Raw genomic sequence first — 23,069 nt, forward strand, 5'->3', positions numbered from 1 at the left:
AAACAGCCCCTCTTACCGGGTTTTGTTTCCCCCCTATTTTGAAAGGTGGCGGCTCATCCGTGAAGCGCATCTCCGACAACAAGTTCATCCTCCTCTCCGCCCTGCTCTGTGCGGGGTTCTTCGCCCTCCTGTGGGGCACCGGCGCGGTCCTCTCCCCCCAGGCGTTTTCCCCCCTCAACCTGCTGCTCCTCTTTCTGGGGGCCTTCCTGGCCATCTTGGTGGCGGTCTTCCTCTTTCGCCAGCGCTTCAACCGCCATCTCTACCGGCTGGCCTACGCCGACTTGCTGACCGGGCTCGCCAACACCAACTACTTTGAGGAGGAGGGCGACCGCCGGCGGCGCGCCGCCGCCCCCCACCGCCTCTGTGTCGTCTCCACCGACATCAGCCATTTCAGCACCGTCAACGACAGCTATGGGCGGCAGATGGGGGACGACATCATCCTGCGGGTATCCAAAGCCCTGCAGGAGGCCTTTGGCGAGGAGACGCTGCTGGCCCGGGTCAAGGCCGACCACTTTTTGCTGCTGCTCCCCTTTTCCAGCGAGGAGGAGACCCGCGCCGCCCTGCTGCGATTCGGCGCCCAAAACAGCGACTATTCCGCCGCCAGCCACCACATCAAACTCCGCTTCAATTTCGGGGTCTCCGAGATCGGCGACAGCCAGGTCCCCTTCACCGCCTTTATTGACGCGGCGGAGATCGCCCGCCGCGAGGCCCGCATCCGCCCCGAACCGGTCCTCTTCTTCTCGGGCGAGCTGGAGGAACAGCTGCGCCGAAACAGGGAGATGGAGGACCAGATGGAACAGGCCCTGGCGGACGGGGAATTTGTGGCCTATTACCAGCCCAAATTCAACATGGCCACCGGCGAAATCTGCGGGGCGGAGGCCCTGGTCCGCTGGCAGCGGGGCCCCTCTCACCTCTACTACCCCGACCAGTTCATCCCCCTGTTCGAGCGAAACGGCTTTATCACCGAGGTGGACTTCTGCGTCCTCGACCAGACCTGTGCCCTGCTGCGCCGCCGGCTGGACGGCGGGCTCCCCGTCTTTCCCATCTCGGTCAACCAGTCCCGCCTCCACCTGCAGGAGGAGGGGTACCTGCAGCGGCTGACGGAGATGGTCAAGCGCCACCGGGTGCCCCCCAACCTCATTGAATTGGAGCTCACCGAGACCGCCTTCAACGGGTTGGAGCGCCTTGACGAGCTGGCAAAACAGCTCAAAAAAATCGGCTTTCTCCTCTCTCTCGACGACTTTGGCTCCGGCTACTCCTCCCTCTCCCTGCTGGGGGGATTTCCGCTGGACACCATCAAGCTCGACCGCACCTTTATGGACAGGGCCCTCTCCTCCTCCCGCTCCCAGACCATCGTCCAGAAGGTGGTGGAGCTGGCCCACGAGATGGGGATCTTGGTCATCTGTGAAGGGGTGGAGCTGCCGGAACAGGCCCGTTTCCTCTTGCAGATCGGCTGCCAGCACGCCCAGGGCTACCTCTACGCCCGCCCCATCCCGGCGGATGCGTTTGAGGCCCTCTGCCGGCAAAACGCGCCGGTTGCCCCCGCCGCAGACAGGTGAAAAAAGGCCCCGCCCTCTCTTTGCGAGAGGGCGGGGCCTTTTTTTGGTTACAGCAGTTTCTGCAGGTCTTCGCTCAGGTGGCGCATGTGGGTGATTTCAAACTCCACCGTGCTCTTGAGCATTCCGTTGTAGAGGTTGCCCTCTTTGGCGGGCTGCCGGTCCTCTGCGTACAGCCGGTCCAGGCCCTCCTCCAACACGGCGATCTGCTCGTCCATATAGGCTTTTACCTTTTTCTTGGCATCGCTCATCCTGTGTCCCTCCCTGGTTTTGGGTCGGCGGCCGCCGAAAACAGCCGCCTTCACCCTTCACTTTTCCCCGCCGCCGGGCAGATATGCGCTGGCCGCCATCCTTTGCCCTTTTGCTGCAAAAAGCAGCGTGGTTTTGTAGCGTTTACCAAAACCGCGATCCGTTCACAAAAATTGCGAAAACTGCGCACAGACCGGACATAAAGTGCCTTTACAATGAAAATAGAGGGGGAAGGGGGCGTTTCAGCTCCTTCCATCCCCCCTCAAAAAGGGGGAACGACCTGTGAAATTGACATTTTATGGCGCCGCGCACGAGGTCACCGGCAGCTGTCACTGCATCGAGGTGGGGAACACCCGCCTGCTCGTCGACTGCGGCTTACAGCAGGGGCGGGACGAAAAGGACAACCAGCAACTCCCCTTCGCCGCCGCCAGCATCGACGCGGTGCTGGTCACCCACGCCCACATCGACCACTCCGGCCGGCTGCCCCTGCTGGTGAAGGACGGCTTTCAGGGCAAGATCTACGCCATCGACGCCACCTGCCGCCTCCTCTCCATCATGCTGCGCGACAGCGCCCACATCCAAGAGGTGGACACCCAGTGGGAAAACCGCAAGCGCGGCCGCTCCGGCGACGAGGGGGTGGAGCCCCTCTACACCGTGCAGGACGCGGAGCGGGTCCTGCCCCTGCTGACGCCCTGCCGCTACGGCGAGTTCGTAGAGATCGCCGACGGGGTGCGGGCCCGGTTCCAGGACGCGGGGCACCTGCTGGGCTCCTCCTCCATCGAGCTGTGGGTGCGGGAGGGGCAGGTGGAGAAAAAGCTGGTCTTCTCCGGTGACATCGGCAACACCGACCAGCCCATCATCCGCGACCCCCAATTCCTCACCCAGGCCGACTATGTGGTGATGGAGAGCACCTACGGCGACCGGCTGCACGAGCCCTCCAGCGACTATGTGGCCGACCTGGCCGACATCCTCAACCAGACCTTTGCCAAGGGGGGTAACGTGGTCATCCCCTCCTTTGCCGTGGGGCGCACCCAGGAGCTGCTCTATTTCCTGCGGGAAATCAAGGACCGGCGCCTGGTGGGGGCCAACCCCCACTTCCCCGTCTACGTGGACAGCCCCCTGGCCACCGAGGCCACCCGCATCTACAGCAGCGACCTGCTGCCCTATGCCGACGAGGACACCCTGCAGCTGCTCCACCTGGGCAGCGACCCGCTGGAATTCGAGGGGATGCAGATGTGCGAGAGCAGCGAGGAGTCCAAGGCCCTCAACGCTGACCCCACCCCCAAAGTCATCCTCTCGGCCAGCGGGATGTGCGAGGCCGGGCGGATCCGCCACCACCTCAAACACAACCTCTGGCGGCCCGAGTGCACGGTGGTCTTTGTGGGCTACCAGGCCGAGGGGACGTTGGGGCGCGCCCTGTTGGAGGGCGCCCGCCAGGTCAAGCTCTTTGGCGAGGAGATCGCCGTCAAGGCCCGCATCGTCAACTTTCCCGGCCTCTCGGCCCACGCCGACAAAAACGGTCTGCTGCGCTGGATCGGCGCCTTCTCCCCCGCCCCGGCCCACATCTTCGTGGTCCACGGGGAAAACGGGGTCTGCCAGCAGTTTTGCACCGCGCTGGAGGCACGGGGTCTCTCGGCCCACGCCCCCAACTTCTGTGAGGTGTACGACCTGTCCACCGGGCAGACCGTCAGCGCCGGGGTGCCCTTTGAGCAGCTGCGCCCCAAGGGCGAGCGAAAAAATGGCTCCTCCAACCAGGCCTTCGGCAAATTGCTGGCGGCCGGGACCCGCCTGCTGGACGTGATTGCCCACAACCAGGGCGGCAGCAACAAAGACCTGGGCAGGTTCCGCGACCAAATCATCGCCCTGTGCGAAAAATGGGACCGCTGACCGACCGCGCAAAAAATCTCTCTTTTCCCAGTTGACGAACGGGGAGATAGATGCTATAATACAACCTGTTAAACGGCTTCTGGGCCGTTTACATGCAGATGTGGTGGAACTGGCAGACACGCTACTTTGAGGGGGTAGTGGGCGTAAGCCTGTGTGGGTTCAAATCCCATCGTCTGCACCAAAAAAATCGCTTAGCCGTATGGTTAAGCGATTTTTTTATTGGGTCTCCCACACACCGTACCGTTTTTCCTTCCTGCATTTACCTGTAGATTGGCGCCGCCCCCACCGTTAGACTGTCCTTTAGGGGTGGTCTAACATGTGTTTGGAAAATCGCATCCGCAAAATACGTATACAGAGGGGACTTTCCCTTTGGGAACTGGCCGCCGCGATGGGCACAACCGAGGACGCCCTATCTCGCTGCGAGACCTGCGATATGGGGAGTATAGAGGCCGACAAGGTCCTGGCCGCCGCGAAGGCCCTGGGGGTCTCTCCCCTTTATCTCATGGGGTGGGAAGACCGCCCCAACCACATCTACCGTGTTGACAGGGGAAGCAAAGCGTGCGATCTGTCGAAAAAGGACATTGCATTCCTGATTCAGTTTGCCGCCAAGACGGCCAAAAAGAAGTAGTAAAGCGCCCCGATCTGCCAAAAAGGCAGGTCGGGGCGCCCCTGTTTACACCTCAATTTTATCTTCCCTTTTGCGGTGCAGAGACCCATCTCTGCCGTGTCGCAGACCCCTCTCCAATTGCTCACAAACAATCGGTCTGGTCGGCAATGCTCTCGTCCTTGTATTTTTTGAATTCCTGGGACAGCCAGACCTCGCCGGCAATGTCCAGACCCATTCCGACCAAAGAAATCGTCAGGCCTATTGTGAAGCCAAAAATTTGGTTTGCAAATGCGTCCTGGGTAAACAGCGTCAACAGCACAACCACAAGACCCGCCAGCGATACAATCGTTCCCGATAGAATCAGTTGGTAGCTTGTGCTCTTTTCTCTCTTGCACTTTTTCCGGAATTCTCTCTTGGTCATTGTCCTTCCCTCCACAAAGTGATGGCGCTAGAAAAATTTTACTGGAATTATTATACAATTCCGTTCTCCGCTCTAAAAAGGCCCAAAAGTACAAAAATGGCACTTACAACGGCTTTCACAGAAAGAAAAACGCTGTTTTTGCTGTTGCAAAACTGCGAACGAAATCGTATAATTTCTCCGGCTTCAAGAGCGGAGAAACCTCTTTTGGCAGGATACAGGCCGCATACACCCGCTCGATTGGCTCCATTATAGCACCTATCATACCGAAAGACAACCGCCTTATCCCCCGCCACAAGGGCAAAAAGGGGCCGCGGCACCCCTGCCGCAGCCCCTTTTTTGCGTATTGCCGCTTGGCTACTTGCCCTCTCCCCGCTCGGGAAAGAACTTGCACAGCAGCTTGATACTCAAATAGATCACCAGGATGACGGCAAAGATGCCGCCCATCCCGTAGCCCATGATGGGCAGGGTCGATAAAAATTCGGGAATGTGAAACACAGCGCGCCCTCCTTACTTGGCAATCAGGCTGATGATCAGCCCGCCGGCGATGACCGATGCGATCTGCCCAGCCACGTTGGCCCCAGCCGCATGCATCAGCAGGAAGTTCTGGGGGTCCTCCTTGAGGCCCATCTTGTGAATGACCCGGGCCGACATGGGGAAGGCCGAGATGCCGGCCGCCCCCACCATGGGGTTGACCTTCTTTTTGCAAAAGAGGTTGAGCAGCTTGGCGAAGAGCACGCCCCCCACCGTGTCGAAGATGAAGGCCACCAGCCCCAGCCCCATGATGAGCAGGGTCGCCGGCTGCAGGAAGTACTCGGCCTGCATCTTGGTGGCGATGGTCAGCCCCAAAAGCAGGGTGATCAGGTTGGCCAGCACCTTCTGTGCGGTCTCGGAGAGCATCCCCAGCACCCCGCACTCGCGGATGAGGTTGCCGAACATCAAGAAGCCGATCAGCGAGACCGATTTGGGGGCGATCAGCCCGGCGATGACGGTGATGAGGATGGGGAACAGGATCTTGGTCGTCTTGGAGATGGAGAGGGGGTTGTAGGGCATTTTGATCCGCCGCTCCTTCTGGGTGGTGATCAGGCGGATCACCGGCGGCTGGACAATGGGCACCAGCGCCATGTAGGAGTAGGCCGCCACGATGATGGCCCCCACGTAGTTGGACTCAAAGTAGTTGGCCACAAAGATGGAGGTGGGGCCGTCGGCCGCGCCGATGATGGCGATGGAGGCCGCGTCGTGCAGCTCAAAGCCAAAGAGCGAGGCGATGCTCAGGGTGAAGAAGATGCCGAACTGCGCCGCCGCGCCGAAGAGCAGCATCTTGGGGTTTGACAACAGCGGCCCAAAGTCGATCATGGCACCGATGCCAATAAAGAGCAGCAGGGGGAACAGCTCGTTGGCGATCCCCGCCCGAAAGAGGGTGTCGATGGCCCCCTGCTCCACCCCGCTGCCGGCCACCTGGTCCACCGCGCCCGAGAGGGGCAGGTTCACCAAGATGGCGCCAAACCCCATGGGCAGCAAGAGGGTGGGCTCCATCTCCTTTTTGATGGCCAGCCAAATCAGCAGCCCGCCGATGACCCACATGACGATTTGACCCGGGGTGATGTTGAGAATGTTTTCAAACAAAACTTCCATTGTGCACTCCCATTTCTTCAATCTGCATCTGTACCGCCCAAAACTGTGCAAAAAAAGAGACTTTCACCGTGAAAACCACAGTAAAAGTCTCACTTTTTATAGTATGTGCGGATTTTTTTGCAAAAATCGGAATGTCGCACCATACGACGGCGCAGAGCGCCGCAAGTTACTCCCTTTTGGGCGGTATGTAGTTGTTACCGGATAAGAATACCACATTTGCCCACCCCAATGCAAGGCCCGTCTGTAAAGTCTAGGTAAAATCCCCTCTCTGTCAAAGGGGCCACCGCCTCTCCCGCCGGTCCGAGAGCACCCCCAGCTCCACCGCCAGCACGGCCAGCCAGAGGGCGAGCAAGCCCCCGTCCAGCCCGCAGCGGCGGTGGAGGTAGAGCAGGGCCGACACCCCCGCCAACAGGACGAGAAAGCAGCCGTCCCACCCCTCCAACCGCCTTCCCTCCCCCTTCACGCGGGGGCGCGTTCCAGACAGGCGCAGCGCCAGATAGGCAATGGACACCCCTATCCCCAGCAGGGCCAACCAGTGTACCAGGCACCCGTCGTCCACCGGCCAGCCGGACCAAAACACCTGCACCGATTCATCCCCTCCTCTCCAATCCCTTCTACCAATAGGTGTTCAGAATTGGGCAGAAACGGTCACTTTTCTTTCATTTTCTTCATTTTTGTAGAATTTCCCAATCTATTTCCCCCCAAAACACGCAAAAACGCGACCGATGTTTCTACACCGGTCGCATCGCACCGCAAAAAAGCAAGGAAGCAGACCCTGCTGGGTCCGCCTCCTCACCACTTTTTCCTTTGCTATTGGGCCGCCGCCTCTTCTGCCTGCGGCTCCTCTTTCCAGACCAAGACCCGGTCGATGCGCCGCTCCTCCATCCGCGCCACCCGGGCGCAGTAGCTCCCTCCCAGGGGGAGGACGGTGGCGTCCCCCTGTTGGGGGATATAGCCCAGCTCTTCGATGAGCAGGCCGGCCAGGGTGTCGTACTCGCCCCCGTAGTCCAGCGCAATGCCGAGGATCTCCTCCACCTCTTCCAGTTCAATGGAACCGGCGAAGAGATAGCGGCCGGGCGCCAGCTCCTGGCAGTCGGCCTCTTCCCTGTCGTACTCGTCGGCAATGTCGCCGACGATGTCCTCCAACAGGTCCTCCATGGTGACGATGCCGGCGGTGCCGCCGTACTCGTCCACCACAATGGCCATGTGGACCTTTTCCTTTTGAAAGGTGCGAAGTAGCTTGCTGCAGAGCATGCTCTCGGGCACATAGATGGGGGCGCGCATGCAGTCGGCCGCCTTTTCGACCCGCTTGGAGTCGTCGAGCAGATCCTTTACGTAGAGGATGCCCACCACGTCGTCGGCCGTCTCGTGATAGACCGGGATGCGGGAGTACCCCTCCCGTCTGGCCAGTTCCTTCACGGCGACGATGTCGTCGCTGTCCTCCACCATGCTCACGTCGGTGCGGTGGGTCATCACCTCGCCCACCGTCTTGTCGTCAAAGGCGAAGATGTTCTCGATGAGCTCTTTCTCATCGCCGTCAAACACGCCCTTCTTGGTGCCGGTCTCCACCATCAGAAGGACGTCTTCCGGGGTGATCTCCTCCTCGTCCTCCCCCGGCTTCTGGCCCAGCAGCCGCAAAATGCCGTTGGTGGATTGGGCCAGCAGCCAGACAAAGGGGCGGGCGATGCGGTAAAACAGGGAGATGACCCCCGCCACTCGCAGCGCCACGGCCTGGGCCTTGCGCATGGCGATGCGCTTGGGCACCAACTCGCCAAAGACGATGGTGAAATAGGACAGCAGCAGGGTGATGAGCACCAGGGAGCCGCCCTGCAGGATGGCCCGGTCCACCGGCAGGAAGGACAGGGCGTCCGCCAGCATCCCCGCAAAGTTGTCCGCCGCCACGGCCGAGGCCAGAAAGCCCGAGAGGGTGATCCCCACCTGAATGGTGGAGAGGAAGTTGGAGGGGGTGCGGGTGAGGAAGAGCAACTTCCCCGCCGCTTTGCTCCCCCCGTCGGCGAGTTTTTGCACCTTGGCCTCGTTGACCGAGATGACGGCAATTTCGCTCATGGCAAAAAAGGCGTTGGTGGCGATCAGCACCAACAAAATGGCAATACTGAGAAAAAGACTACTGTCGGAGTCCATATCCGCTCCCTTTCCTTGATGGGTCAAATGGTGTCCGCCCGGTGGGCGGGCGGCCCGTCCGGCCGCCGTCTGCGGCCGCCCCACAGGGAGCGGCCGGGAGAAATGGTACAAGATGATTCTATTATAGCGAAACAGCGGCCAAACGCCAACAATCGGCCGGGCTTCCCCGGCGGTGCGGCGGCAAGGCAGAGAAAGGGAGAGGCCTCTCCCTTTCTCCGGGCGCACCATTCCCGGCCAAATCCACCCCAAAAGGGGAAAAATCGCCTTTGGCCGGCGGCAGCCAGCCGCCCGCGCGCCGCTTGACACAAATTTTACAGGACTCCCCGCCAATCAGCGGCGCCGCCCGGCCCGCGCCCCGCCACCGGGGCGGAAAGACCACCGCGAGCATTGACTTTTGACCCCGTCTTTTTTACACTGGTACAAATTTTTGCAAAATAGGAGCGAGACGATGAAACACACCAAAGAGGGACTTTCCACCCTCCTCTCCGGCCTGGTGGTGGGCAGCAGCATGCTCCTGCCGGGGATGAGCGGGGGGACCATGGCAATCATTCTGGGCATTTACGGCCGGCTCATCCGCGCCATCAGCAGCCTGACCAGAGATAGAGGGGCCAAGCGCCGGCAGAGCCTGCTTTTCCTGCTGGTCTTCTGCCTGGGCTCGGTGGGGGGGATGCTGCTCTTCTCCAAGGCGGTCCTCTACCTGACCGAGCGCTTTGGCGACCCCATGCTCTTCCTCTTCTCGGGGCTGATCCTGGGCAGCCTGCCGGTTTTGTGGCGGCAGGCGGGCATCCGCCGCCCCACCCCCGGCTGTCTCGCCGGGGCCGCCCTCGGCCTGGGGCTGGTCTTTGCCCTGCGGCTGGTGCCGGACGGCCTCTTCGCCGCCGGAGAGGGCTTTTCGATACAGGGGGCCCTGCTCCTCTTTCTGGCAGGGGTGGTGGTGGCCGTGGCCCTGGTGCTGCCGGGCATCAGCGCCTCGCACGTGCTGCTCCTGCTGGGGCTCTACCAGGTGGCCCTCTCGTCGGTCAGCCAGCTCTACCTGCCCTTTCTCCTCCCCCTCGCCCTGGGGCTGGTGGGGGGGATCCTCGCCACCACCTCCCTGCTGGACAGGGCCATGGAGCGGCGGCCCCAGTTCACCTACTCCCTGATCATCGGCTTTGTGCTGGGCTCGGTGGCCGAGGTGTTCCCCGGCTTTTCCGGCGGCTGGGGGACCGCCTTCACCGGCCTTGTCTGCCTGGCGGCCGGGTGCGCCGCCACCCTTCTGCTGGGCCACTTGAGCCGGGCACAGGGGTAGTCACACCATTCGGGCCGGGCGAACATATATTGGGGCGTGACCAGATCGTCACGAGATTTGTTCGTCTGCTTGAAAGGAGTGTCTATCCGTGTACCGTTCCAAATACATCTGCGGGTTCCTGGCCTTTGCCAGCGCAGTGTTGGGCGCCATCTTTGCGGCCCTCTACTATACGGGCATTGCCACCGTCCTGGTGTACGTGGCGCTTGGCTTTACCGCCGTCCTCGCCGCCATCGCCCTGCTTCTGCTGCTGATTTTCGCCCTGCACCGCCCCTGCTGTGACAACTGCGAATTCTCCGACAGCATCTGCGGCTACCTGCCCTGCTTCCTCTTCTCCGCTCTGGGCGCCCTGATCCTCTCCCTCTTCACCGCCATCGTGGCGGTTTCGGGGGCGTCGAGTGTCGCTGCCATCATCCTCCTCTTCTTTGCCAGCGCCTTTGCCTTCATGATGCTGTTTACCCTGGCGGCCATGGTCCATGGGATCATCAAAGCCAACTGCCCCACCTGCGACTGCCACTACAGCTGCAACTGCGAGCGCCACTGACCCCCGACCGACCGGCCGGCACTGCCTGCCGTTGCCGCGCAAAAAGGGACCGGACGACTGTCCGGTCCCTTTGCTTTTTCGCCCGTTCTAGCGGACAAGGTTGCTGATGACGGCGGCGAGGGAGTTGAGGGCGGCCACGCAGATGGCCACCGTGTTGAGGACCTTGCCCACCGTGTCCTTCTCCCCGGTATAGGGGTTTTGCCTGGCCATCACCAGCCCGGGGATGGAGCAGCAGTAGGTGACGATGGGCAGCAAGATGGAAAAGACCAACCCGATGATCCCCAGCGTCAGGGTGGCGGTCTTGTTGCTTTTGTGGGGTCTCGGGATCTGGTAGGGCATCTGCTGGGGCGGCTGGTAGGGGGACTGGCCGCTCTGCTGAGGGGGGATCTGCTGGTAGGGCGGCGGGGGCGAGGGTGGGTACTGGTAGTTTGGCTGATAGTTTTGCGCCTGCTTGCCCGCATAGGGGTCGCCCACATAGGTGGTGGGCGGCGGTGGGGCGTAGGCCGGCCGGTTGGCGGCGGCACTGGGGTCCTGGGGCGGGGTGCTGCCGTCCAGCGCCGCGCCGCAGGTCTGGCAAAAGCGGGCGCCCACCTCTGCGACGGCGCCGCAGGTGGGACAATATCTGGTGTCCATCTCTGAAACCTCCATTTTCAGGCGGCCCTTTCCGCTGAGCGGGCAGGGGCGGCCTGTAGGTGATCCTAATGTATCCAGTATACTGAAAAGCGGCGTGGGGAACAAGTTTTTTTGCCCCCTTTTGGGAATTTTCCCTGTTTTTTTGCGGCAGTATATGGTAGAATGGCAACCGTCGGCGGATGCCGAGGAGTATGCCAACGCGGAGGATTTTATGATTACCGTACAAAATGTCAGCCTGCAGTTCGGCGGGCAGAATCTCTTTAAAAACGTGGACCTGAAGTTCACCCCCGAAAACTGCTACGGCATCATCGGGGCCAACGGGGCGGGGAAATCGACCTTCCTGCGCATCCTCTCGGGGGAGCTGGAGCCCTCCACCGGGGAAATCATCATCCCCCCCGGCACCCGGATGTCGGTGCTGAAGCAAAACCACTTTGCCTACGACGAGTTCACCGTGCTGGACACCGTTTTGCAGGGCAACCCCCGGCTCTTTGAAATCATGAAGCAGAAGGACGAGCTCTACCAAAAGCCCGACTTCTCGGAGGAGGACGGCATCCTCGCCTCCGAACTGGAGGGGGAGTTCGCCGAGCTCAGCGGCTGGGAGGCCGAGACCGAGGCCCAGCAGATCTTGCAGGGGCTGGGTCTGTCGGCCGAGCTGCTCTACGAGGGGATGGCCGGCCTGGCCGAAAAGGTCAAGGTCAAGGTGCTGCTGGCCCAGGCCCTCTTCGGCCGCCCGGACATCATCCTTTTGGACGAGCCCACCAACGGCCTGGACATCGACGCCATCAACTGGCTGGAGGACTTTCTGCTGGACTTTGTGGGCACGGTGATCGTGGTCTCCCACGACCGGCACTTCCTCAACGTGGTCTGCACCCACATGGTGGACGTGGACTACGGCAAAATCAAGATGTACGTGGGCAACTACGAGTTCTGGTATGAGTCCAGCCAGCTGATGCAGCGGCTGTTAAACGACCAAAAGCGCAAGCGGGACGAGAAAATCAAGGACCTGCAGGACTTTATCTCCCGCTTTTCGGCCAACAAGTCCAAGGCCAAACAGGCCACCTCCCGCCGGAAGCTGCTGGACAAGCTGACGGTGGAGGAGATGCCCGCCTCCTCCCGCCGGTACCCCTTTGTGGGCTTTTCCATGGACAGGGAGCCGGGCAAGGAGATCCTGACGGTGGACCGCCTCTCCAAATCGCTGGAGGGGGTGCCCGCCCTGCAGGAGGTCAGTTTCACCGTCAACCGGGGGGACAAAATCGCCTTTGTGGGCGAAAACGACCTGGCCTTCACCGCTCTGTGCAAGGTGCTCACCGAGGAGGAAGAACCCGACGGCGGCAGCTTCAAGTGGGGGGTCTCCACCAGCCGCAGCTACTTCCCCCAGGACAACACCGCCTATTTCGAGGGGGAGGACAAAAACCTGGTGGAGTGGCTGGCCCAGTACTCCCTGGGGGACACCACCGAGACCTACCTGCGGGGCTTTTTGGGGCGGATGCTCTTTTCGGGTGACGATGTGTACAAGCCGGTGAGCGTCCTCTCCGGCGGCGAGAAGGTGCGCTGCATGCTCTCGCGGATGATGCTGGGCGGGGCCAACGTGCTGCTGCTGGACCAGCCCACCAACCACCTGGATCTGGAATCCATCACCGCGGTGCAGAAGGGGCTGCAGAGCTTTGGGGGCATCCTCCTCTTTGCCTCCCACGACTACCAGACGGTGCAGTCGGTGGCCAACCGTATCATCGAGATCCGCCCCGACGGCATTCTTGACCGCCAGGGCAGCTATGAGGAGTTTTTGGAGTACAAAAAAGAGCGGGGGCTCTAAGAGCATCCCGTTTTCCCCAGATAAAACGAGAGGGCGAGGCAGATGCCTCGCCCTCTTTTTTTGCAAAGATTCCCCTTTTCCTGGCTTTTTGACCGGCAAACTCGTATACTGGTGGCAGAGAGTCGCCGCGCTGACATACCGCGGCCAAAAGGAGGGGTACACCGTGGATGAAGTCTTTGACTTTGGGTTGCGCCTGAAGGCGCTGCGCCGGAAGATAAGCCTGTCTCAGCAGGCGCTGGCCCAGCGGCTGGGGGTCAGCAAGGGATCGGTCTACCACTACGAGAGCAACACTCAGACCCCCAGTTTGGAGATGGCCGTGCGGATGGCCGTCCTCTTTCGCGTCTCGCTGGACTACCTGACGGGGCTGGACGACCAGGCCACCATCCGGCTCGACGGCCTGAGTGCCCGGCAGGAGGAGGCGGTCCGCCAGGTCATCGCCTGCTTCCTATCCCCCTAGGGAGGGGCTGTCCGCCCCCCCCCTGCCACAGCGCCCGCGAAGGAGGGACCCACCGTGAACGCAGAGCTGTTTCGCTGCCGACTGGCCGAACTCATCGCACAGAAAGGTGTCTCCGAAGTGCAGATGAGCCGCGATTTGGGAAGGTCAAAGGGGTATGTCCAGTCCCTCACCTCCGGGAGGGCAATGCCCACCATGAAGGTCTTTTTTCAAATTTGCGACTACCTGCGCCTCTCCCCCGCCCAATTTTTCGACGTTCCGGAGGAGGGGGAGCAGGCCGAGATCATCCGGCGGTTTCTGGCCACTGACCGGGCGACCCTCCGCGCCATCGACGAGCTCATCCGGCGAATTTCATAGCGCCTCTTCCCCCGCCGCTTTCGGCGGGGGATTTTTTGTCCCCCGCGCAAGGGTGTTTTTCCTCTGCCGCGACGCCATTTCTTTCTAAACTGCAATGTTTTCTCCATCACTTCTCAAGAAATGCGCTAGAAAGAGTTCAAGCGCCCCCCGCTCTTTTCTGGTTTGATGGAGGGGAGAAAGGAGCTGCATTGCCAATGACAAGACAGGGAAAGAAGAGGAGAGGGAGAGCGCTGCTGGCAGCCGCCGTTTTACTGGCGGCCCTGGGGGGCGGGCTGGCCCTGCGCGCCGTGGGGGGCGACGCACATCCCCACCCCACCCCCGTGCAGAGCGCCCCCCGCTTTGACGACCAGGGGGCGGGCACCCCTCTGGAGCTCTACAGCCCGGTCGCCCTTCTGGTGGAGTGCGGGGGCGGACAGGTGCTGCTCTCCCAGCGGGGGGAGGAGCGCATCTACCCCGCCTCCCTCACCAAAATCATGACGGTCATGCTGGGGATGGAGGCCCTTCCCGACTGGAATGTGACGGTGCGCCTGCCCTCAAACTTTCAGTCCCTCTATGCGGCGAACGCCTCGATGGCCGGGTTCCTCCCCGGCGAGGAGGTGCGGGTGGCGGACCTGTTCTACGGCGCCCTCCTCCCCTCTGGGGCGGACGCCTGCCTGGGCATCGCCACCGCCGTCAGCGGCTCGGAGCCGGCCTTTGTGGAGCGGATGAACCGGCGCGCCCGGGAGCTGGGGATGGAGGGCACCCACTTCGTCAACGCCGACGGGCTGCACCACCCCGACCACTACAGCACCGCGGCGGACATCGCCCTGCTGCTGGACAGCGCCCTGCAAAACCCCGCGTTTTGCCGCGTCTTTACCGCCCACAGCTATACCACCACCCCCAGCATAGCCCACCCCAACGGCCTTTTCCTCACCAGCACCCTGTTTGACGTGGGGATCCCCGCCCAACTGGGGGACGGGGCGATTTTGGGGGGCAAGACCGGCTACACCGAAGAGGCGGGCCTCTGCCTGGCCACCCTGCTGCAAAAGGGGGACAGGCGCTACCTGTTGGTGACGGCGGGGGCGCCCGGCTCCCACCAGAGCGCCCCCTACCACGTGGAGGACGCCCTCAACATCTGCCAAAACGCCCTGCCCGGCGACTGACAACCCCCGCCCCCTTGTGCTATACTGGTACCAAGTTGCCGCACAGGGGGGATTTTTTGTGAAGCTGATCGACACCGCCTCCATGAAAGAGGCGGAGCGCCGCGCCGACGCGGCGGGGCTCTCTTACTACCAGATGATGGAAAACGCCGGGCAGGCGGCCTTCTCGCTGCTTGCAGGGCGATTTTCCCTGCCGGGCAGGCGGGTCTGCCTGCTCTGCGGCAGGGGGAACAACGGGGGCGACGCCCTGGTCATGGCCCGGCTGCTGGCAGGGGCAGGGGCCGAGGTCTGTCTCTACCTCACCGACGGGGCCCCCCGCACCGCCGAGGCAAAACAGGCCCTGCAAAACCTGGCGGGGGCGGTCTCCCCCACCCCACTGGAACAGGTGCCCCAGGGGGAGCGCTTTGACCTGCTGGTGGACGGGGTCTACGGCACCGGCTTCCGGGGGGAGCTGGACCCTTTTCGCCGGGCCCTGTTTGCCTGGGCGCGGGGAGCCGCCCCCTTTGTGCTGGCGCTGGACATCCCCTCCGGGGTGGAGGCGGACACCGGCCTGGTGGCCGGCGGGGCCCTGCGGGCCGACCTGACCGCCGCCTTTGCCGCCGCCAAACAGGCCGCCCTCCTCCGCCCCGGACGGGAGTGGATGGGGGAGTGCGCCGTGCTGGACATCGGCATTGAAAAGGGGGGTCTGGCCGCCCTCACCCGCGCGGTGGAGGAGGCCGACGAGGGATACCTGCGGGCGCAGCTCTCCCCCCTCTCCCCCCTCTCTCACAAGGGGACAAACGGCAGGCTAGCGGCTGTCTGCGGCAGCGACCTCTACCGGGGGGCCGCCGCCCTGGCCGCCGAGGCGGCCCTGCGGACGGGGGTCGGCTACCTGACCCTCTGCTCCACCGAGCGCGTCTGTCAACTGGTCTCCCTCCGCTCGCCGGAGACGGTGCTGCGCCCCCTGTCCGGGGGCGGGGAGGGGCAACTCTGTCCCGGCGACCTACCTGACCTTTGGGCGGGGGTGGAGGGGGCCGACGCCCTGCTCATCGGCCCCGGCCTGGGGCGCAGCGAGGGGGCCGGGGAGCTGGTGGGGGAACTGCTGGGGCGCTTTGCAGGCCCGGTGCTGGTGGACGCCGACGGACTCTACCACCTCGCCCGCCACCCCCAGTGGCTGGCAAAGCGGCGGGGGCCCACCGTGCTCACCCCCCACCTGGGGGAGATGGCCCGCCTCACCGGCGAGAGCGCTGGGGAAATCGGCAAAAACCCGCTGGCCTGCGCCGCCCGCTGGGCCGCCGAGTGGGGGGCGGTGGTGCTGCTCAAGGGGCACAACACCGCCATCGCCGGGCCGGACGGGGCCCTGGCCGTCAACCCCACCGGCGGGGCGGGTCTGGCCAAGGCCGGCAGCGGCGACACCCTCTCGGGCATCCTGGCGGCCCTGCTGGCCCAGGGCACACCCCCCTTTGTGGCGGCGGTCTGTGCCGCCTGGCTCCACGGCCGGGCGGGGGATCTCTGTCAGGCGGGCCGTTCGGCCCGCTCCACCCTCCCCCGGGACCTGCCCGGGCGGCTGGGGGACATCTTCGCCCAGCTGGGCATATAGACTTTTGAGCAGAGAAAAAGGAGAGATCGCTGTGCAAAACGGGATACTCCCCCAAAAGGGCGGCCGGTACGCCCTGCGGGTGGTGGGCAGCTGCGGGGTCTTCACCCCCGACGCGCTGCGGGCGGCGGCCCTGGTGGCCGAGCGCTGCGGCGGCGGGCGGGTGACCGCCACCAGCCGGGGCACCCTGGAAATCGACCGCATCCCCGCCGGGCGGCTGGACGAGGCGGTGGCCCTGGCCGGGGAGCTGGGGCTGAAATGGGGGGGCACCGGCGCCACCGTGCGGGCGGTGACCGCCTGCAAGGGGACCGACTGCCGCCGGGGCGTTTTTGACACCCACCGGCTGGCCCTTCAACTGGACCGGGCCTACTTCGGGACCCCCGCGCCCAAAAAGTTCAAAATCGGGGTCTACGGCTGCCCCAACAGCCTGGGGAAGGCCCGCGGACAGGATGTAGGCATCCTCCCCGCCCCCGGCGAGGCGGGGCGCTTCCTCCTCTTTGTCGGGGGGATGATGGGCCGCCGCCCCCGCCTGGGCGACGAGCTGGGGTCCACGCTGCCGGAAAGCGCCCTGGTGGAGGCGGTGGGGCGGATCCTGGCCTTCTACCGCCGCCACGGCGCGGAGGGGCAGCGGCTGGGCGACCTGCTGGAGGAAGGGGGCGCGCCCCTTTTGGACCGGCTGCGAGCCGAGCTGAAAGAGCTGGCTTAAAAACAAAAGAGGGTCCAGACCCCGGGCTGTCCCCGCGGGTTTGGACCCTCTCTTTTGGCGATCTCACTGTTCCCGGCTCAGCTGCTGCGCCAAGTCCTGTACACTCTTGAGACTGAGGTTGTGGTTGACGGCGCTCTCCCCCTCCAAATTGAGGGCGGCGCAGGCCAGGGCGTGGAAGATGGTGTCCTCTTCCGAATAGTCATAGGCCAGGCCGTAGCAGAGGCCGGAGGTGAAGGCGGTGCCCACCCCCGCGTCGCTCACCGGCTTGATCGGGCGGGCGCGGTAGATCCCCTCGCTGCTGGCGGTGGACAGGGCGGCGCCCCGGGGACCCATGGTGACCACCACCCGCTTGGGCCCCATCCGGCCGATCTGCTTGGCCGCCCGCAGGGCGTCCTCCTCGGTGCTGATGGCGATGCCAGAGAGGTGCTCGGCCTCCGCGCTGTTGAGCTGCAGGGTGGGGATGGCGCCTATCAGGTGGCGGATGGAGGACAGTTTGGCCACCGACCCGGCGTCGACGACGATCTCCTTGCCGGCAAAGGCGGTGAGGAGGTACTCGATGCTCTCCACCGGCAGGCCGCTGCCCACAGACATCACCTTCGCCCCGGCCAGAGCGCCCCAGCGCCCCTCCAAAAAGGCGGGGGTGATGCACTGCTCGATGGTCATGTCCGACAGGCCGAGGGCCATCTCCCCGTCGGGGCTGACGATGCCGATGAAGAGGGCGGAGTTCTCCCCCGGGAGGATGAGACAGCCAGTGACGTCGATGCCCAGGGAGCGGCAGTCGGCGAGGATCTTTTCGCCGAAAACATCTCCGCCGATGGCGGAGATCAGCTTGACCCCCACCCCCAGCCGGGCCAGGTTCTCCGCCAGGTTGCGCGCCTCGCCGCCCGGCTCGAGGCGGATTTTGCCCGCGTTGAAGTTTTGGGGGATCAGGGGGCCGGAGGAGAAGCCGTTGACATCCATGTTGGCGCCGCCGATGACCACGGCGTAGTTGGGCTGTTCGAGGATGTAGCCCCGGCCGATGATCTTCCCCTTTTTGGCCAGGTTGGTCAGGTGGACCGACGCCGCCGAGCGGGTGATGCCCAGCCGCTCGGCCAGCTCTTTGTGGGAGATGGTGGGGTTTTTGCGGAGGATGGTCAGGATCTGCGCCTCGCGCTTGGTGACCCCCGTCTCTCCGCCGGTGGTGTTTAAATGCATGGGCATTTCCCTTCCGGGCCCTGGGGCCCCTTTTTCACTTTCCGATATTAGTATAGAAAAGCCCTTTTGGCCGGTCAAGGAGAGACGGCCCTTTTCAGGGAAATGCCCTGTTTCAGGCGGGGTTTTTAGGCAGTTGTGCCAACAGTCCCCTCCAGGGGGACCACCTGCCAGCGAGCGCCGCCCCAGATATCTCGCCGACGGTAGTCAAAGGCGATGGCCACCGGTCCGGGGGCACCGGTGAGGGGGTGGCGGGCAAACACCTCCAGGTGGGCGGTGCGGGCGATGTGGCCGGGGTGCTCGCCCAGGTAGGAGGGCAGGTAGCGGGCGACCTTCTCCCCGTCCCCAAAGAAGTCTCCGGCGGCGCGGCGGTAGCGGGGGCTCAGGCTGCTGTCGTCAAGGAAGGGCAGCCGCTTGCGGGGCTTTTCGCAGCAGAGCCAGTCCAGCCGCAGGGCCTCCCGCAGCCGCTGTTCGTCGACCCCGGGACGCCCCCTGCCAAAGCGCCAGAGAAAGGCGTGCTTCCCCTCCCGGGAGAGGGCGGGCTCCTCCGCCAGGGCGTCCCCCATCTGGCAGAAGAGGGCGAAGGGGCTGCCCTGGCAGGCGGCCAGGTAGGCGAGCGACGCCCGGTAGCGGCCGCTGTTGGAAAAGGTCTCCAGCGCCTCCTCCGCCCGCTTGAGGGCGCAGATGTCCCCGTAGGAGAGCCAGCGGGTTTTCAACACCTCGTAGGGGGGCAGGTCGGGGCAGAAGACGATGCTGTAGTCCCCCGCCTCCGCCCGCAGGCGGCTGCCGTGGAGGAGTTTGAGGAAGCCCAACTGCAATTGGTGGGGCCCCAGGGCATATACCTGGTCAAAGGAGCGGCCGAAGGTCTCTTTATCTTCAAAGGGGAGCCCAGCGATGAGGTCGAGATGGAGGTGGATGTTCTCCCCCGCCAAAAGCCCCCGCACCGCGCGGGAGATGGCCGCAAAGTCGTGCACCCGCTGCACCGAGGCCACCGTTCGGGGGTTGGTGGACTGCACCCCGATCTCAAACTGAAAGAGGCCGGGGCGGGCGGCGCGCAACAGCTCCGCCTCCTCCGGGCCCAACAGGTCGGCCCCCAGCTCAAAGTGAAAATTGGTCACCCCGTTGTCCCGCTCCATCAGGTGGTGCCAGATGGCCCTGGCCCGCTGCCGGTCGCAGTTGAAGGTGCGGTCGACGAATTTGACCCGCACCACCCGCTGCTCCAAAAAGAAGTCGAGCTCCCGCAAGGTCTGTTCCAGGGGTTTGAAGCGCACCCGCCCCCCGGCCCCCGAGAGGCAGTAGTGGCAGGAAAAGGGGCAGCCCCGGCTGGACTCATAATAGATGTGGCGGTGGGGCGGCAGCTCCCCCTCGCCGTAGACAAAGGGGAGCTCTTCCAAGGGAAGGGGCGGCGCGGGGGGATTGCGGTGGCGGCTCCCCCCCGCGCGGTAGAGGAGGCCGGGGATCTCCCCCTCAGGCCGGCCGGCGGCAAGGAGGGGAAAGGCCCCCTCCCCCTCCCCGCAGAGTACCCCGTCGCACCAGGGGTGCCGCTCCAAAAACTGGGGGTCCCACTCGGCCTCAGGGCCGCCACAGTAAAGGCGCAATTCGGGGCGGACCAGCCGCAGCCGCCGGGCCACCAAGTCGATGAAGGAGAGGTTCCAGATATAGCAGGAAAAGGCCACCCGCTCCCCCGCCAGGTGGGCGATGGCGGCGGTCACCTCGTCGGGCTGCAGGTTGATGTGGTACTCGGCAAAGCCGCAGTCCTTTACGCCTGCACGGCGGGCACAGGCGGCGAGATAGCGCACCGCCAGATTGGTGTGGGTGTACTTGGCGTTGACGGCCACCAACAGGGTGGAAAGCATGGGCGGGGTCCCCCTCATCTCTCTAAAATCGACAGCGGGAGAAGGGCGTCAGGGGTGCCTCTCCCGGCTTTCTCTATTGTACCACTTGCAGGTGCGGAAGTCATGGCTCGCCGTCCCCTGGAAAGACCGTCCAAAACAAAAATGAGAATTGTTATTATTTTTTTCGCAAAATCTATTGACGTAAGTGGATGCTCGTGGTATAGTTAAGCCATGGTAAGAAACCCCAGAAAAACAATCAAAACAACAATTTCATTTTGAAGTAGGAGGAACGAAAAATGTCTAAATTTGTTTGCACCGTCTGCGGTTATGTGTTCGAGGGCGAGGCCGCTCCCGAGAAGTGCCCGGTCTGCGGCGCCCTTGCTGAGAAGTTCAAGAAACAGGCCGAGGGCGAGCTGTCTTACGCCGACGAGCACGTGGTGGGTGTGGCCCAGGGCGCTCCCGAGGAGATCATCGAGGGCCTGCGCCAGAACTTTAACGGCGAGTGCAGCGAAGTCGGGATGTACCTGGCCATGAGCCGGGTGGCCGACCGCGAGGGCTACCCCGAGATCGCCGAGGCCTACAAGAGATACGCCTTTGAGGAGGCCGAGCACGCCGCCAAGTTCGCCGAGCTGCTGGGCGAGGTGCTGACCGACAGCACCAAAAAGAACCTGGAGATGCGGGTGGACGCCGAGCACGGCGCCTGCGAGGGCAAAAAAGAGCTGGCGACCCTGGCCAAGAAGCTGAACCTGGACGCCATCCACGACACCGTGCACGAGATGTGCAAGGATGAGGCCCGCCACGGCCGCGGCTTCGCCGGGTTGCTGAAGAGATTCTTCTAAGCTCCCCCATCGGTTTTTCCTGAACGATTTGCTTTTTCTCTTGAGAGGGAAACGACTGCCTTCCCCGGGCAGTGGTTTCCCTCTTTTTTTGCACCCGCCCCTCTCCGCCAGAGGCGAGAGGGAGAGGAGTGCAAAAAACGGCCGGCGGGGCTTTCCCGCCGGCCGCTATTCACTTTTCGGAAGGGGCGCACTCTTTTGCCTGTTCCAAATCGGTCAGAATGGTGTCGAGGACGTTGCAGACATGGCGGGCCCGGTCCGGCGGCAGCTCCCTGATCGACAGCAGCCGCGAATCGAGGGCAGTCTCGTCCACCGGCCAGGGCTCGTCCCGGAGCAGCTCGTTGGCCGAGCAGCCCAGAACATTGACCAGCTTGACAAAGGTCTCCACGCTGGGGTAGGTTCTGCCCCGAAATATGTCGTGTAGAAAGCCGACACTAACATCTATTTCTTCGGCTAAGGTCTCTGTTTTCATGCCTATCTTTTTACGGGCGTCATTGAGCCGTTTTCCAAACTCTTGCTTATTCATTTGCTGTACTCTCCTTCTGCATGACGCCCTGAAAATACCGTGCAACATCGCGGAGGTATTTCTTTTCCTCCTCGGTCAAATGGTTCATGCGCTCAGAAAGCTCTTTGATTCTAAAAATAACGGCGGTATCCAGAGAATCGCACAAAATCTCTTCGACAGCAACATCTGGATATACTTCTGTCAACTTTACGAAAGTATCGAACTGCGGCCCACCTGTCCCTGCCTCCATCTTGATGACGGTAGGCGCTTTTACACCAAGCGCACGAGCAAGTTCTTTCTGCGTCATGCCGTGTGCTTTTCTAATTCTCTGCAAACGCTTACCCAACAATTTTCTTTTCAACATATAACAGTCCACACTTTACTTTAAATACTATTGATTTATAAAGCGTAGATGAAACAAATCGTCCCTTAAATATATCTATGATTGTTCACTAGTAATATTAATTGTACTTTCTCTGCTTTTTAGCGCAATAATAAAAATTTTGTCGAATGCAGGGAGATTTGCAGATGCCAAACGGATATTGGCATCATCGGGGGCTCTTTCGCGGGAAAAAGCGGAGACGGCATGCGGCCCAGGCGACTGCGGCCGCGGCGGCAAACTTTTTCTGCCGGAAACCTTTCGGCAGCCGCTGTGCTACCTGGACGAGCGCAACAGCCGCTTTCGCGCCCGGCAGCAGGGCTTTGGTCGGGACTGGGCTGCCTTTTGTCGCCAGGTGGAAAACAGGGGGTGCTGACCGGAGCGTACTGCACGCTGTTTTTGCACCCTCCTCTCTCTATTGGGGGCGAAAGGGAGAGGAGCGCAAAAAACGGCCGGCGGGACTTCCCCACCGGCCGCTATTCACTTTTCGGAAGGGGCACACTCTTTTGCCTGTTCCAAATCGGTCAGAATGGTGTCGAGGACGTTGCAGACGTGGCGGGCCCGGTCCGGCGGCAGCTCCCTGATCGACAGCAGCCGCGAATCAAGGGCAGTCTCGTCCACCGGCCAGGGCTCGCCTCGGAGCAGCTCGTTGGCCGAGCAGCCCAGAACATTGACCAGCTTGACAAAGGTCTCCACGCTGGGGTAGGCTTTGCCGGAAAATACACCATTGAGAAAACCGACACTGACGTCTGTCTTTTCGGCCAAAAGCTCCGTTTTTATCCCCGTCTTTTTGCGAATTTTGTTGAGGCGCTCGCCGAATTCCGCCCTAGTCATCTACCTCTCCCTCCTTTTGCATGGCACCGACAAAGTACCGCGCGGCGTCGTACAGATACTCCCTTTCCGCCTCCGGCAAACTGTCTATGCGCGCCGAGATGTCTTTGATTCTGTAAAGGATGCCAACATCCAGAACATCACACAGAATGTCCTCAACTGCGGTATCCGCATAAACCTCTGTCAATTTGATAAAGGTTTCAAATACGGGTACAGTCTTTCCCGTTTCTATCTTCCCAATCGAAGGCACTGACAGCTCTATTATTTTTGAAAGTTCTTTCTGTGTGAGGCCGTGTACTTTCCTCATTTTGCGAAGCCGTTTGCCCAATAAACTTTTCAACATATTGCAATCCACACTTTACATTAAATACTATTGACTTATAAAGCGTAGGTGAAACAAACTGTCTCTTAAATATATCTATAGTTATTCACTCGTAATATTAGTTGTATTTTCTCTGCTTTTTTGCTATAATAATAAAAAATTTGTCGAA

Annotated in this window: 25 protein-coding genes and 1 tRNA gene; 13 read left to right on the top strand and 13 right to left on the bottom strand. The window is 62.3% G+C overall.

The genetic code is table 11. From position 1 onward, the window contains the following. The first annotated feature begins 59 nt into the window (after window positions 1–59). Window positions 60–1,559: a putative bifunctional diguanylate cyclase/phosphodiesterase gene (locus GT748_RS02025; RefSeq protein WP_161213282.1), complete on the top strand. Its 1,500-nt coding sequence runs from the start codon at window positions 60–62 to the stop codon at window positions 1,557–1,559. A gap of 47 nt (window positions 1,560–1,606) precedes the next feature. On the opposite strand, the gene GT748_RS02030 is transcribed toward GT748_RS02025, so the two are convergent. Beyond that, window positions 1,607–1,807: a hypothetical protein gene (locus tag GT748_RS02030; RefSeq protein WP_021658401.1), complete on the bottom strand. Its 201-nt coding sequence runs from the start codon at window positions 1,805–1,807 to the stop codon at window positions 1,607–1,609. A 280-nt stretch (window positions 1,808–2,087) separates the two neighbouring features. On the opposite strand from GT748_RS02030, the gene GT748_RS02035 reads away from it, so the two are divergent. The 3 genes from GT748_RS02035 (at window position 2,088) to GT748_RS02045 (ending at window position 4,320) form a co-directional block, all read left to right on the top strand. After that, the gene (locus GT748_RS02035) at window positions 2,088–3,692 is read left to right on the top strand and encodes an MBL fold metallo-hydrolase RNA specificity domain-containing protein (protein ID WP_021658399.1); all 1,605 of its coding nucleotides are present in this window, start codon (window positions 2,088–2,090) and stop codon (window positions 3,690–3,692) included. 94 nt (window positions 3,693–3,786) lie between these two features. After that, window positions 3,787–3,873 (top strand) — tRNA-Leu (locus tag GT748_RS02040). A 135-nt stretch (window positions 3,874–4,008) separates the two neighbouring features. After that, entirely contained in the window at window positions 4,009–4,320 is a 312-nt protein-coding gene (locus GT748_RS02045) for a helix-turn-helix domain-containing protein (protein ID WP_021658398.1), read from the top strand. A 121-nt stretch (window positions 4,321–4,441) separates the two neighbouring features. Here the strand turns inward: GT748_RS02045 and GT748_RS02050 are convergent, their stop codons facing one another. The 5 genes from GT748_RS02050 to GT748_RS02065 all read right to left on the bottom strand — a co-directional run bounded on the left by GT748_RS02050 (window position 4,442) and on the right by GT748_RS02065 (window position 8,494). Beyond that, entirely contained in the window at window positions 4,442–4,720 is a 279-nt protein-coding gene (locus GT748_RS02050; protein ID WP_021658397.1) for a hypothetical protein, read from the bottom strand. A gap of 354 nt (window positions 4,721–5,074) precedes the next feature. Next, the gene (locus tag GT748_RS15130; protein ID WP_021658326.1) at window positions 5,075–5,215 is read right to left on the bottom strand and encodes an OadG-related small transporter subunit; all 141 of its coding nucleotides are present in this window, start codon (window positions 5,213–5,215) and stop codon (window positions 5,075–5,077) included. A 12-nt stretch (window positions 5,216–5,227) separates the two neighbouring features. Continuing rightward, complete coding sequence (locus GT748_RS02055; protein ID WP_021658325.1) at window positions 5,228–6,352, bottom strand: sodium ion-translocating decarboxylase subunit beta; 1,125 nt, start codon at window positions 6,350–6,352, stop codon at window positions 5,228–5,230. Window positions 6,353–6,623: 271 nt separating this feature from the next. Continuing rightward, on the bottom strand, window positions 6,624–6,938 hold the full coding sequence (locus GT748_RS02060) for a hypothetical protein (RefSeq protein WP_021658323.1): 315 nt from the start codon (window positions 6,936–6,938) through the stop codon (window positions 6,624–6,626). Window positions 6,939–7,162: 224 nt separating this feature from the next. Next, complete coding sequence (locus GT748_RS02065) at window positions 7,163–8,494, bottom strand: hemolysin family protein (RefSeq protein WP_021658322.1); 1,332 nt, start codon at window positions 8,492–8,494, stop codon at window positions 7,163–7,165. A 448-nt stretch (window positions 8,495–8,942) separates the two neighbouring features. Here GT748_RS02065 and GT748_RS02070 point away from each other — a divergent pair, with 448 nt between their 5' ends. Together GT748_RS02070 and GT748_RS02075 are read left to right on the top strand one after the other, a co-directional pair. Next, entirely contained in the window at window positions 8,943–9,782 is an 840-nt protein-coding gene (locus GT748_RS02070) for a DUF368 domain-containing protein (RefSeq protein WP_021658319.1), read from the top strand. Between the two features lie 88 nt (window positions 9,783–9,870). Continuing rightward, entirely contained in the window at window positions 9,871–10,323 is a 453-nt protein-coding gene (locus GT748_RS02075) for a hypothetical protein (protein ID WP_021658318.1), read from the top strand. Window positions 10,324–10,410: 87 nt separating this feature from the next. On the opposite strand, the gene GT748_RS02080 is transcribed toward GT748_RS02075, so the two are convergent. Next, a complete protein-coding gene (locus GT748_RS02080; RefSeq protein WP_143161561.1) occupies window positions 10,411–10,956 on the bottom strand; it encodes a zinc-ribbon domain-containing protein in 546 nt (181 codons plus the stop codon). A gap of 211 nt (window positions 10,957–11,167) precedes the next feature. Here GT748_RS02080 and GT748_RS02085 point away from each other — a divergent pair, with 211 nt between their 5' ends. The 6 genes from GT748_RS02085 (at window position 11,168) to GT748_RS02110 (ending at window position 17,001) form a co-directional block, all read left to right on the top strand. Beyond that, a complete protein-coding gene (locus tag GT748_RS02085) occupies window positions 11,168–12,769 on the top strand; it encodes an ABC-F family ATP-binding cassette domain-containing protein (protein ID WP_044992459.1) in 1,602 nt (533 codons plus the stop codon). Between the two features lie 163 nt (window positions 12,770–12,932). Next, window positions 12,933–13,226 carry a helix-turn-helix domain-containing protein gene (locus tag GT748_RS15890; protein ID WP_044992456.1) on the top strand — a complete coding sequence of 98 codons (294 nt, stop codon included), beginning with the start codon at window positions 12,933–12,935 and terminating at the stop codon, window positions 13,224–13,226. Window positions 13,227–13,280: 54 nt separating this feature from the next. Beyond that, window positions 13,281–13,580, top strand: a complete 300-nt coding sequence (locus GT748_RS02095; RefSeq protein WP_021659317.1) for a helix-turn-helix domain-containing protein — start codon at window positions 13,281–13,283, stop codon at window positions 13,578–13,580. 194 nt (window positions 13,581–13,774) lie between these two features. Then, window positions 13,775–14,722 (top strand): D-alanyl-D-alanine carboxypeptidase family protein, encoded by a 948-nt coding sequence (locus tag GT748_RS02100; RefSeq protein ID WP_021659318.1) that lies wholly within the window; start codon window positions 13,775–13,777, stop codon window positions 14,720–14,722. Window positions 14,723–14,780: 58 nt separating this feature from the next. After that, window positions 14,781–16,298, top strand: a complete 1,518-nt coding sequence (locus GT748_RS02105; RefSeq protein ID WP_073260974.1) for an NAD(P)H-hydrate dehydratase — start codon at window positions 14,781–14,783, stop codon at window positions 16,296–16,298. Window positions 16,299–16,329: 31 nt separating this feature from the next. Beyond that, window positions 16,330–17,001, top strand: a complete 672-nt coding sequence (locus GT748_RS02110) for a hypothetical protein (protein ID WP_073260976.1) — start codon at window positions 16,330–16,332, stop codon at window positions 16,999–17,001. A 63-nt stretch (window positions 17,002–17,064) separates the two neighbouring features. Here GT748_RS02110 and GT748_RS02115 read toward each other — a convergent pair whose 3' ends face one another. Next, window positions 17,065–18,195 carry a PfkB family carbohydrate kinase gene (locus GT748_RS02115; RefSeq protein WP_161213280.1) on the bottom strand — a complete coding sequence of 377 codons (1,131 nt, stop codon included), beginning with the start codon at window positions 18,193–18,195 and terminating at the stop codon, window positions 17,065–17,067. A gap of 125 nt (window positions 18,196–18,320) precedes the next feature. Then, a complete protein-coding gene (locus GT748_RS02120; protein WP_161222304.1) occupies window positions 18,321–20,048 on the bottom strand; it encodes a B12-binding domain-containing radical SAM protein in 1,728 nt (575 codons plus the stop codon). Window positions 20,049–20,323: 275 nt separating this feature from the next. Here GT748_RS02120 and GT748_RS02125 point away from each other — a divergent pair, with 275 nt between their 5' ends. Further along, window positions 20,324–20,866, top strand: coding sequence for an NADH peroxidase (locus tag GT748_RS02125; RefSeq protein ID WP_161213279.1), 543 nt, complete (start codon window positions 20,324–20,326; stop codon window positions 20,864–20,866). Window positions 20,867–21,035: 169 nt separating this feature from the next. On the opposite strand, the gene GT748_RS02130 is transcribed toward GT748_RS02125, so the two are convergent. From GT748_RS02130 to GT748_RS02145, 4 genes are all read right to left on the bottom strand, one after another. Further along, window positions 21,036–21,389: a helix-turn-helix domain-containing protein gene (locus GT748_RS02130; RefSeq protein WP_073260978.1), complete on the bottom strand. Its 354-nt coding sequence runs from the start codon at window positions 21,387–21,389 to the stop codon at window positions 21,036–21,038. Further along, entirely contained in the window at window positions 21,382–21,732 is a 351-nt protein-coding gene (locus GT748_RS02135) for a helix-turn-helix domain-containing protein (RefSeq protein WP_021659313.1), read from the bottom strand. The genes GT748_RS02130 and GT748_RS02135 overlap by 8 nt, the downstream gene beginning before the upstream one ends. Before the next feature lie 495 nt (window positions 21,733–22,227). Beyond that, window positions 22,228–22,581, bottom strand: coding sequence for a helix-turn-helix domain-containing protein (locus GT748_RS02140; RefSeq protein ID WP_073260982.1), 354 nt, complete (start codon window positions 22,579–22,581; stop codon window positions 22,228–22,230). Then, on the bottom strand, window positions 22,574–22,921 hold the full coding sequence (locus GT748_RS02145; RefSeq protein ID WP_021658519.1) for a helix-turn-helix domain-containing protein: 348 nt from the start codon (window positions 22,919–22,921) through the stop codon (window positions 22,574–22,576). The genes GT748_RS02140 and GT748_RS02145 overlap by 8 nt, the downstream gene beginning before the upstream one ends. Window positions 22,922–23,069: the final 148 nt, after the last annotated feature.

It is taken from the genome of Bittarella massiliensis (ex Durand et al. 2017) (genome assembly GCF_009876955.1).
Classification (GTDB): domain Bacteria; phylum Bacillota; class Clostridia; order Oscillospirales; family Ruminococcaceae; genus Bittarella; species Bittarella massiliensis.

Bases quoted from the DNA above. Each gene is read 5' to 3' on its own strand.
- GT748_RS02030 (WP_021658401.1), bottom strand. From the start codon at position 1,807: ATGAGCGATGCCAAGAAAAAGGTAAAAGCCTATATGGACGAGCAGATC.
- GT748_RS02045 (WP_021658398.1), top strand. From the start codon at position 4,009: ATGTGTTTGGAAAATCGCATCCGCAAAATACGTATACAGAGGGGACTT.
- GT748_RS02050 (WP_021658397.1), bottom strand. From the start codon at position 4,720: ATGACCAAGAGAGAATTCCGGAAAAAGTGCAAGAGAGAAAAGAGCACA.
- GT748_RS02055 (WP_021658325.1), bottom strand. From the start codon at position 6,352: ATGGAAGTTTTGTTTGAAAACATTCTCAACATCACCCCGGGTCAAATC.
- GT748_RS02065 (WP_021658322.1), bottom strand. From the start codon at position 8,494: ATGGACTCCGACAGTAGTCTTTTTCTCAGTATTGCCATTTTGTTGGTG.
- GT748_RS02070 (WP_021658319.1), top strand. From the start codon at position 8,943: ATGAAACACACCAAAGAGGGACTTTCCACCCTCCTCTCCGGCCTGGTG.
- GT748_RS02080 (WP_143161561.1), bottom strand. From the start codon at position 10,956: ATGGACACCAGATATTGTCCCACCTGCGGCGCCGTCGCAGAGGTGGGC.
- GT748_RS02085 (WP_044992459.1), top strand. From the start codon at position 11,168: ATGATTACCGTACAAAATGTCAGCCTGCAGTTCGGCGGGCAGAATCTC.
- GT748_RS02100 (WP_021659318.1), top strand. From the start codon at position 13,775: ATGACAAGACAGGGAAAGAAGAGGAGAGGGAGAGCGCTGCTGGCAGCC.
- GT748_RS02115 (WP_161213280.1), bottom strand. From the start codon at position 18,195: ATGCATTTAAACACCACCGGCGGAGAGACGGGGGTCACCAAGCGCGAG.
- GT748_RS02120 (WP_161222304.1), bottom strand. From the start codon at position 20,048: ATGCTTTCCACCCTGTTGGTGGCCGTCAACGCCAAGTACACCCACACC.
- GT748_RS02125 (WP_161213279.1), top strand. From the start codon at position 20,324: ATGTCTAAATTTGTTTGCACCGTCTGCGGTTATGTGTTCGAGGGCGAG.
- GT748_RS02130 (WP_073260978.1), bottom strand. From the start codon at position 21,389: ATGAATAAGCAAGAGTTTGGAAAACGGCTCAATGACGCCCGTAAAAAG.
- GT748_RS02135 (WP_021659313.1), bottom strand. From the start codon at position 21,732: ATGTTGAAAAGAAAATTGTTGGGTAAGCGTTTGCAGAGAATTAGAAAA.
- GT748_RS02140 (WP_073260982.1), bottom strand. From the start codon at position 22,581: ATGACTAGGGCGGAATTCGGCGAGCGCCTCAACAAAATTCGCAAAAAG.
- GT748_RS02145 (WP_021658519.1), bottom strand. From the start codon at position 22,921: ATGTTGAAAAGTTTATTGGGCAAACGGCTTCGCAAAATGAGGAAAGTA.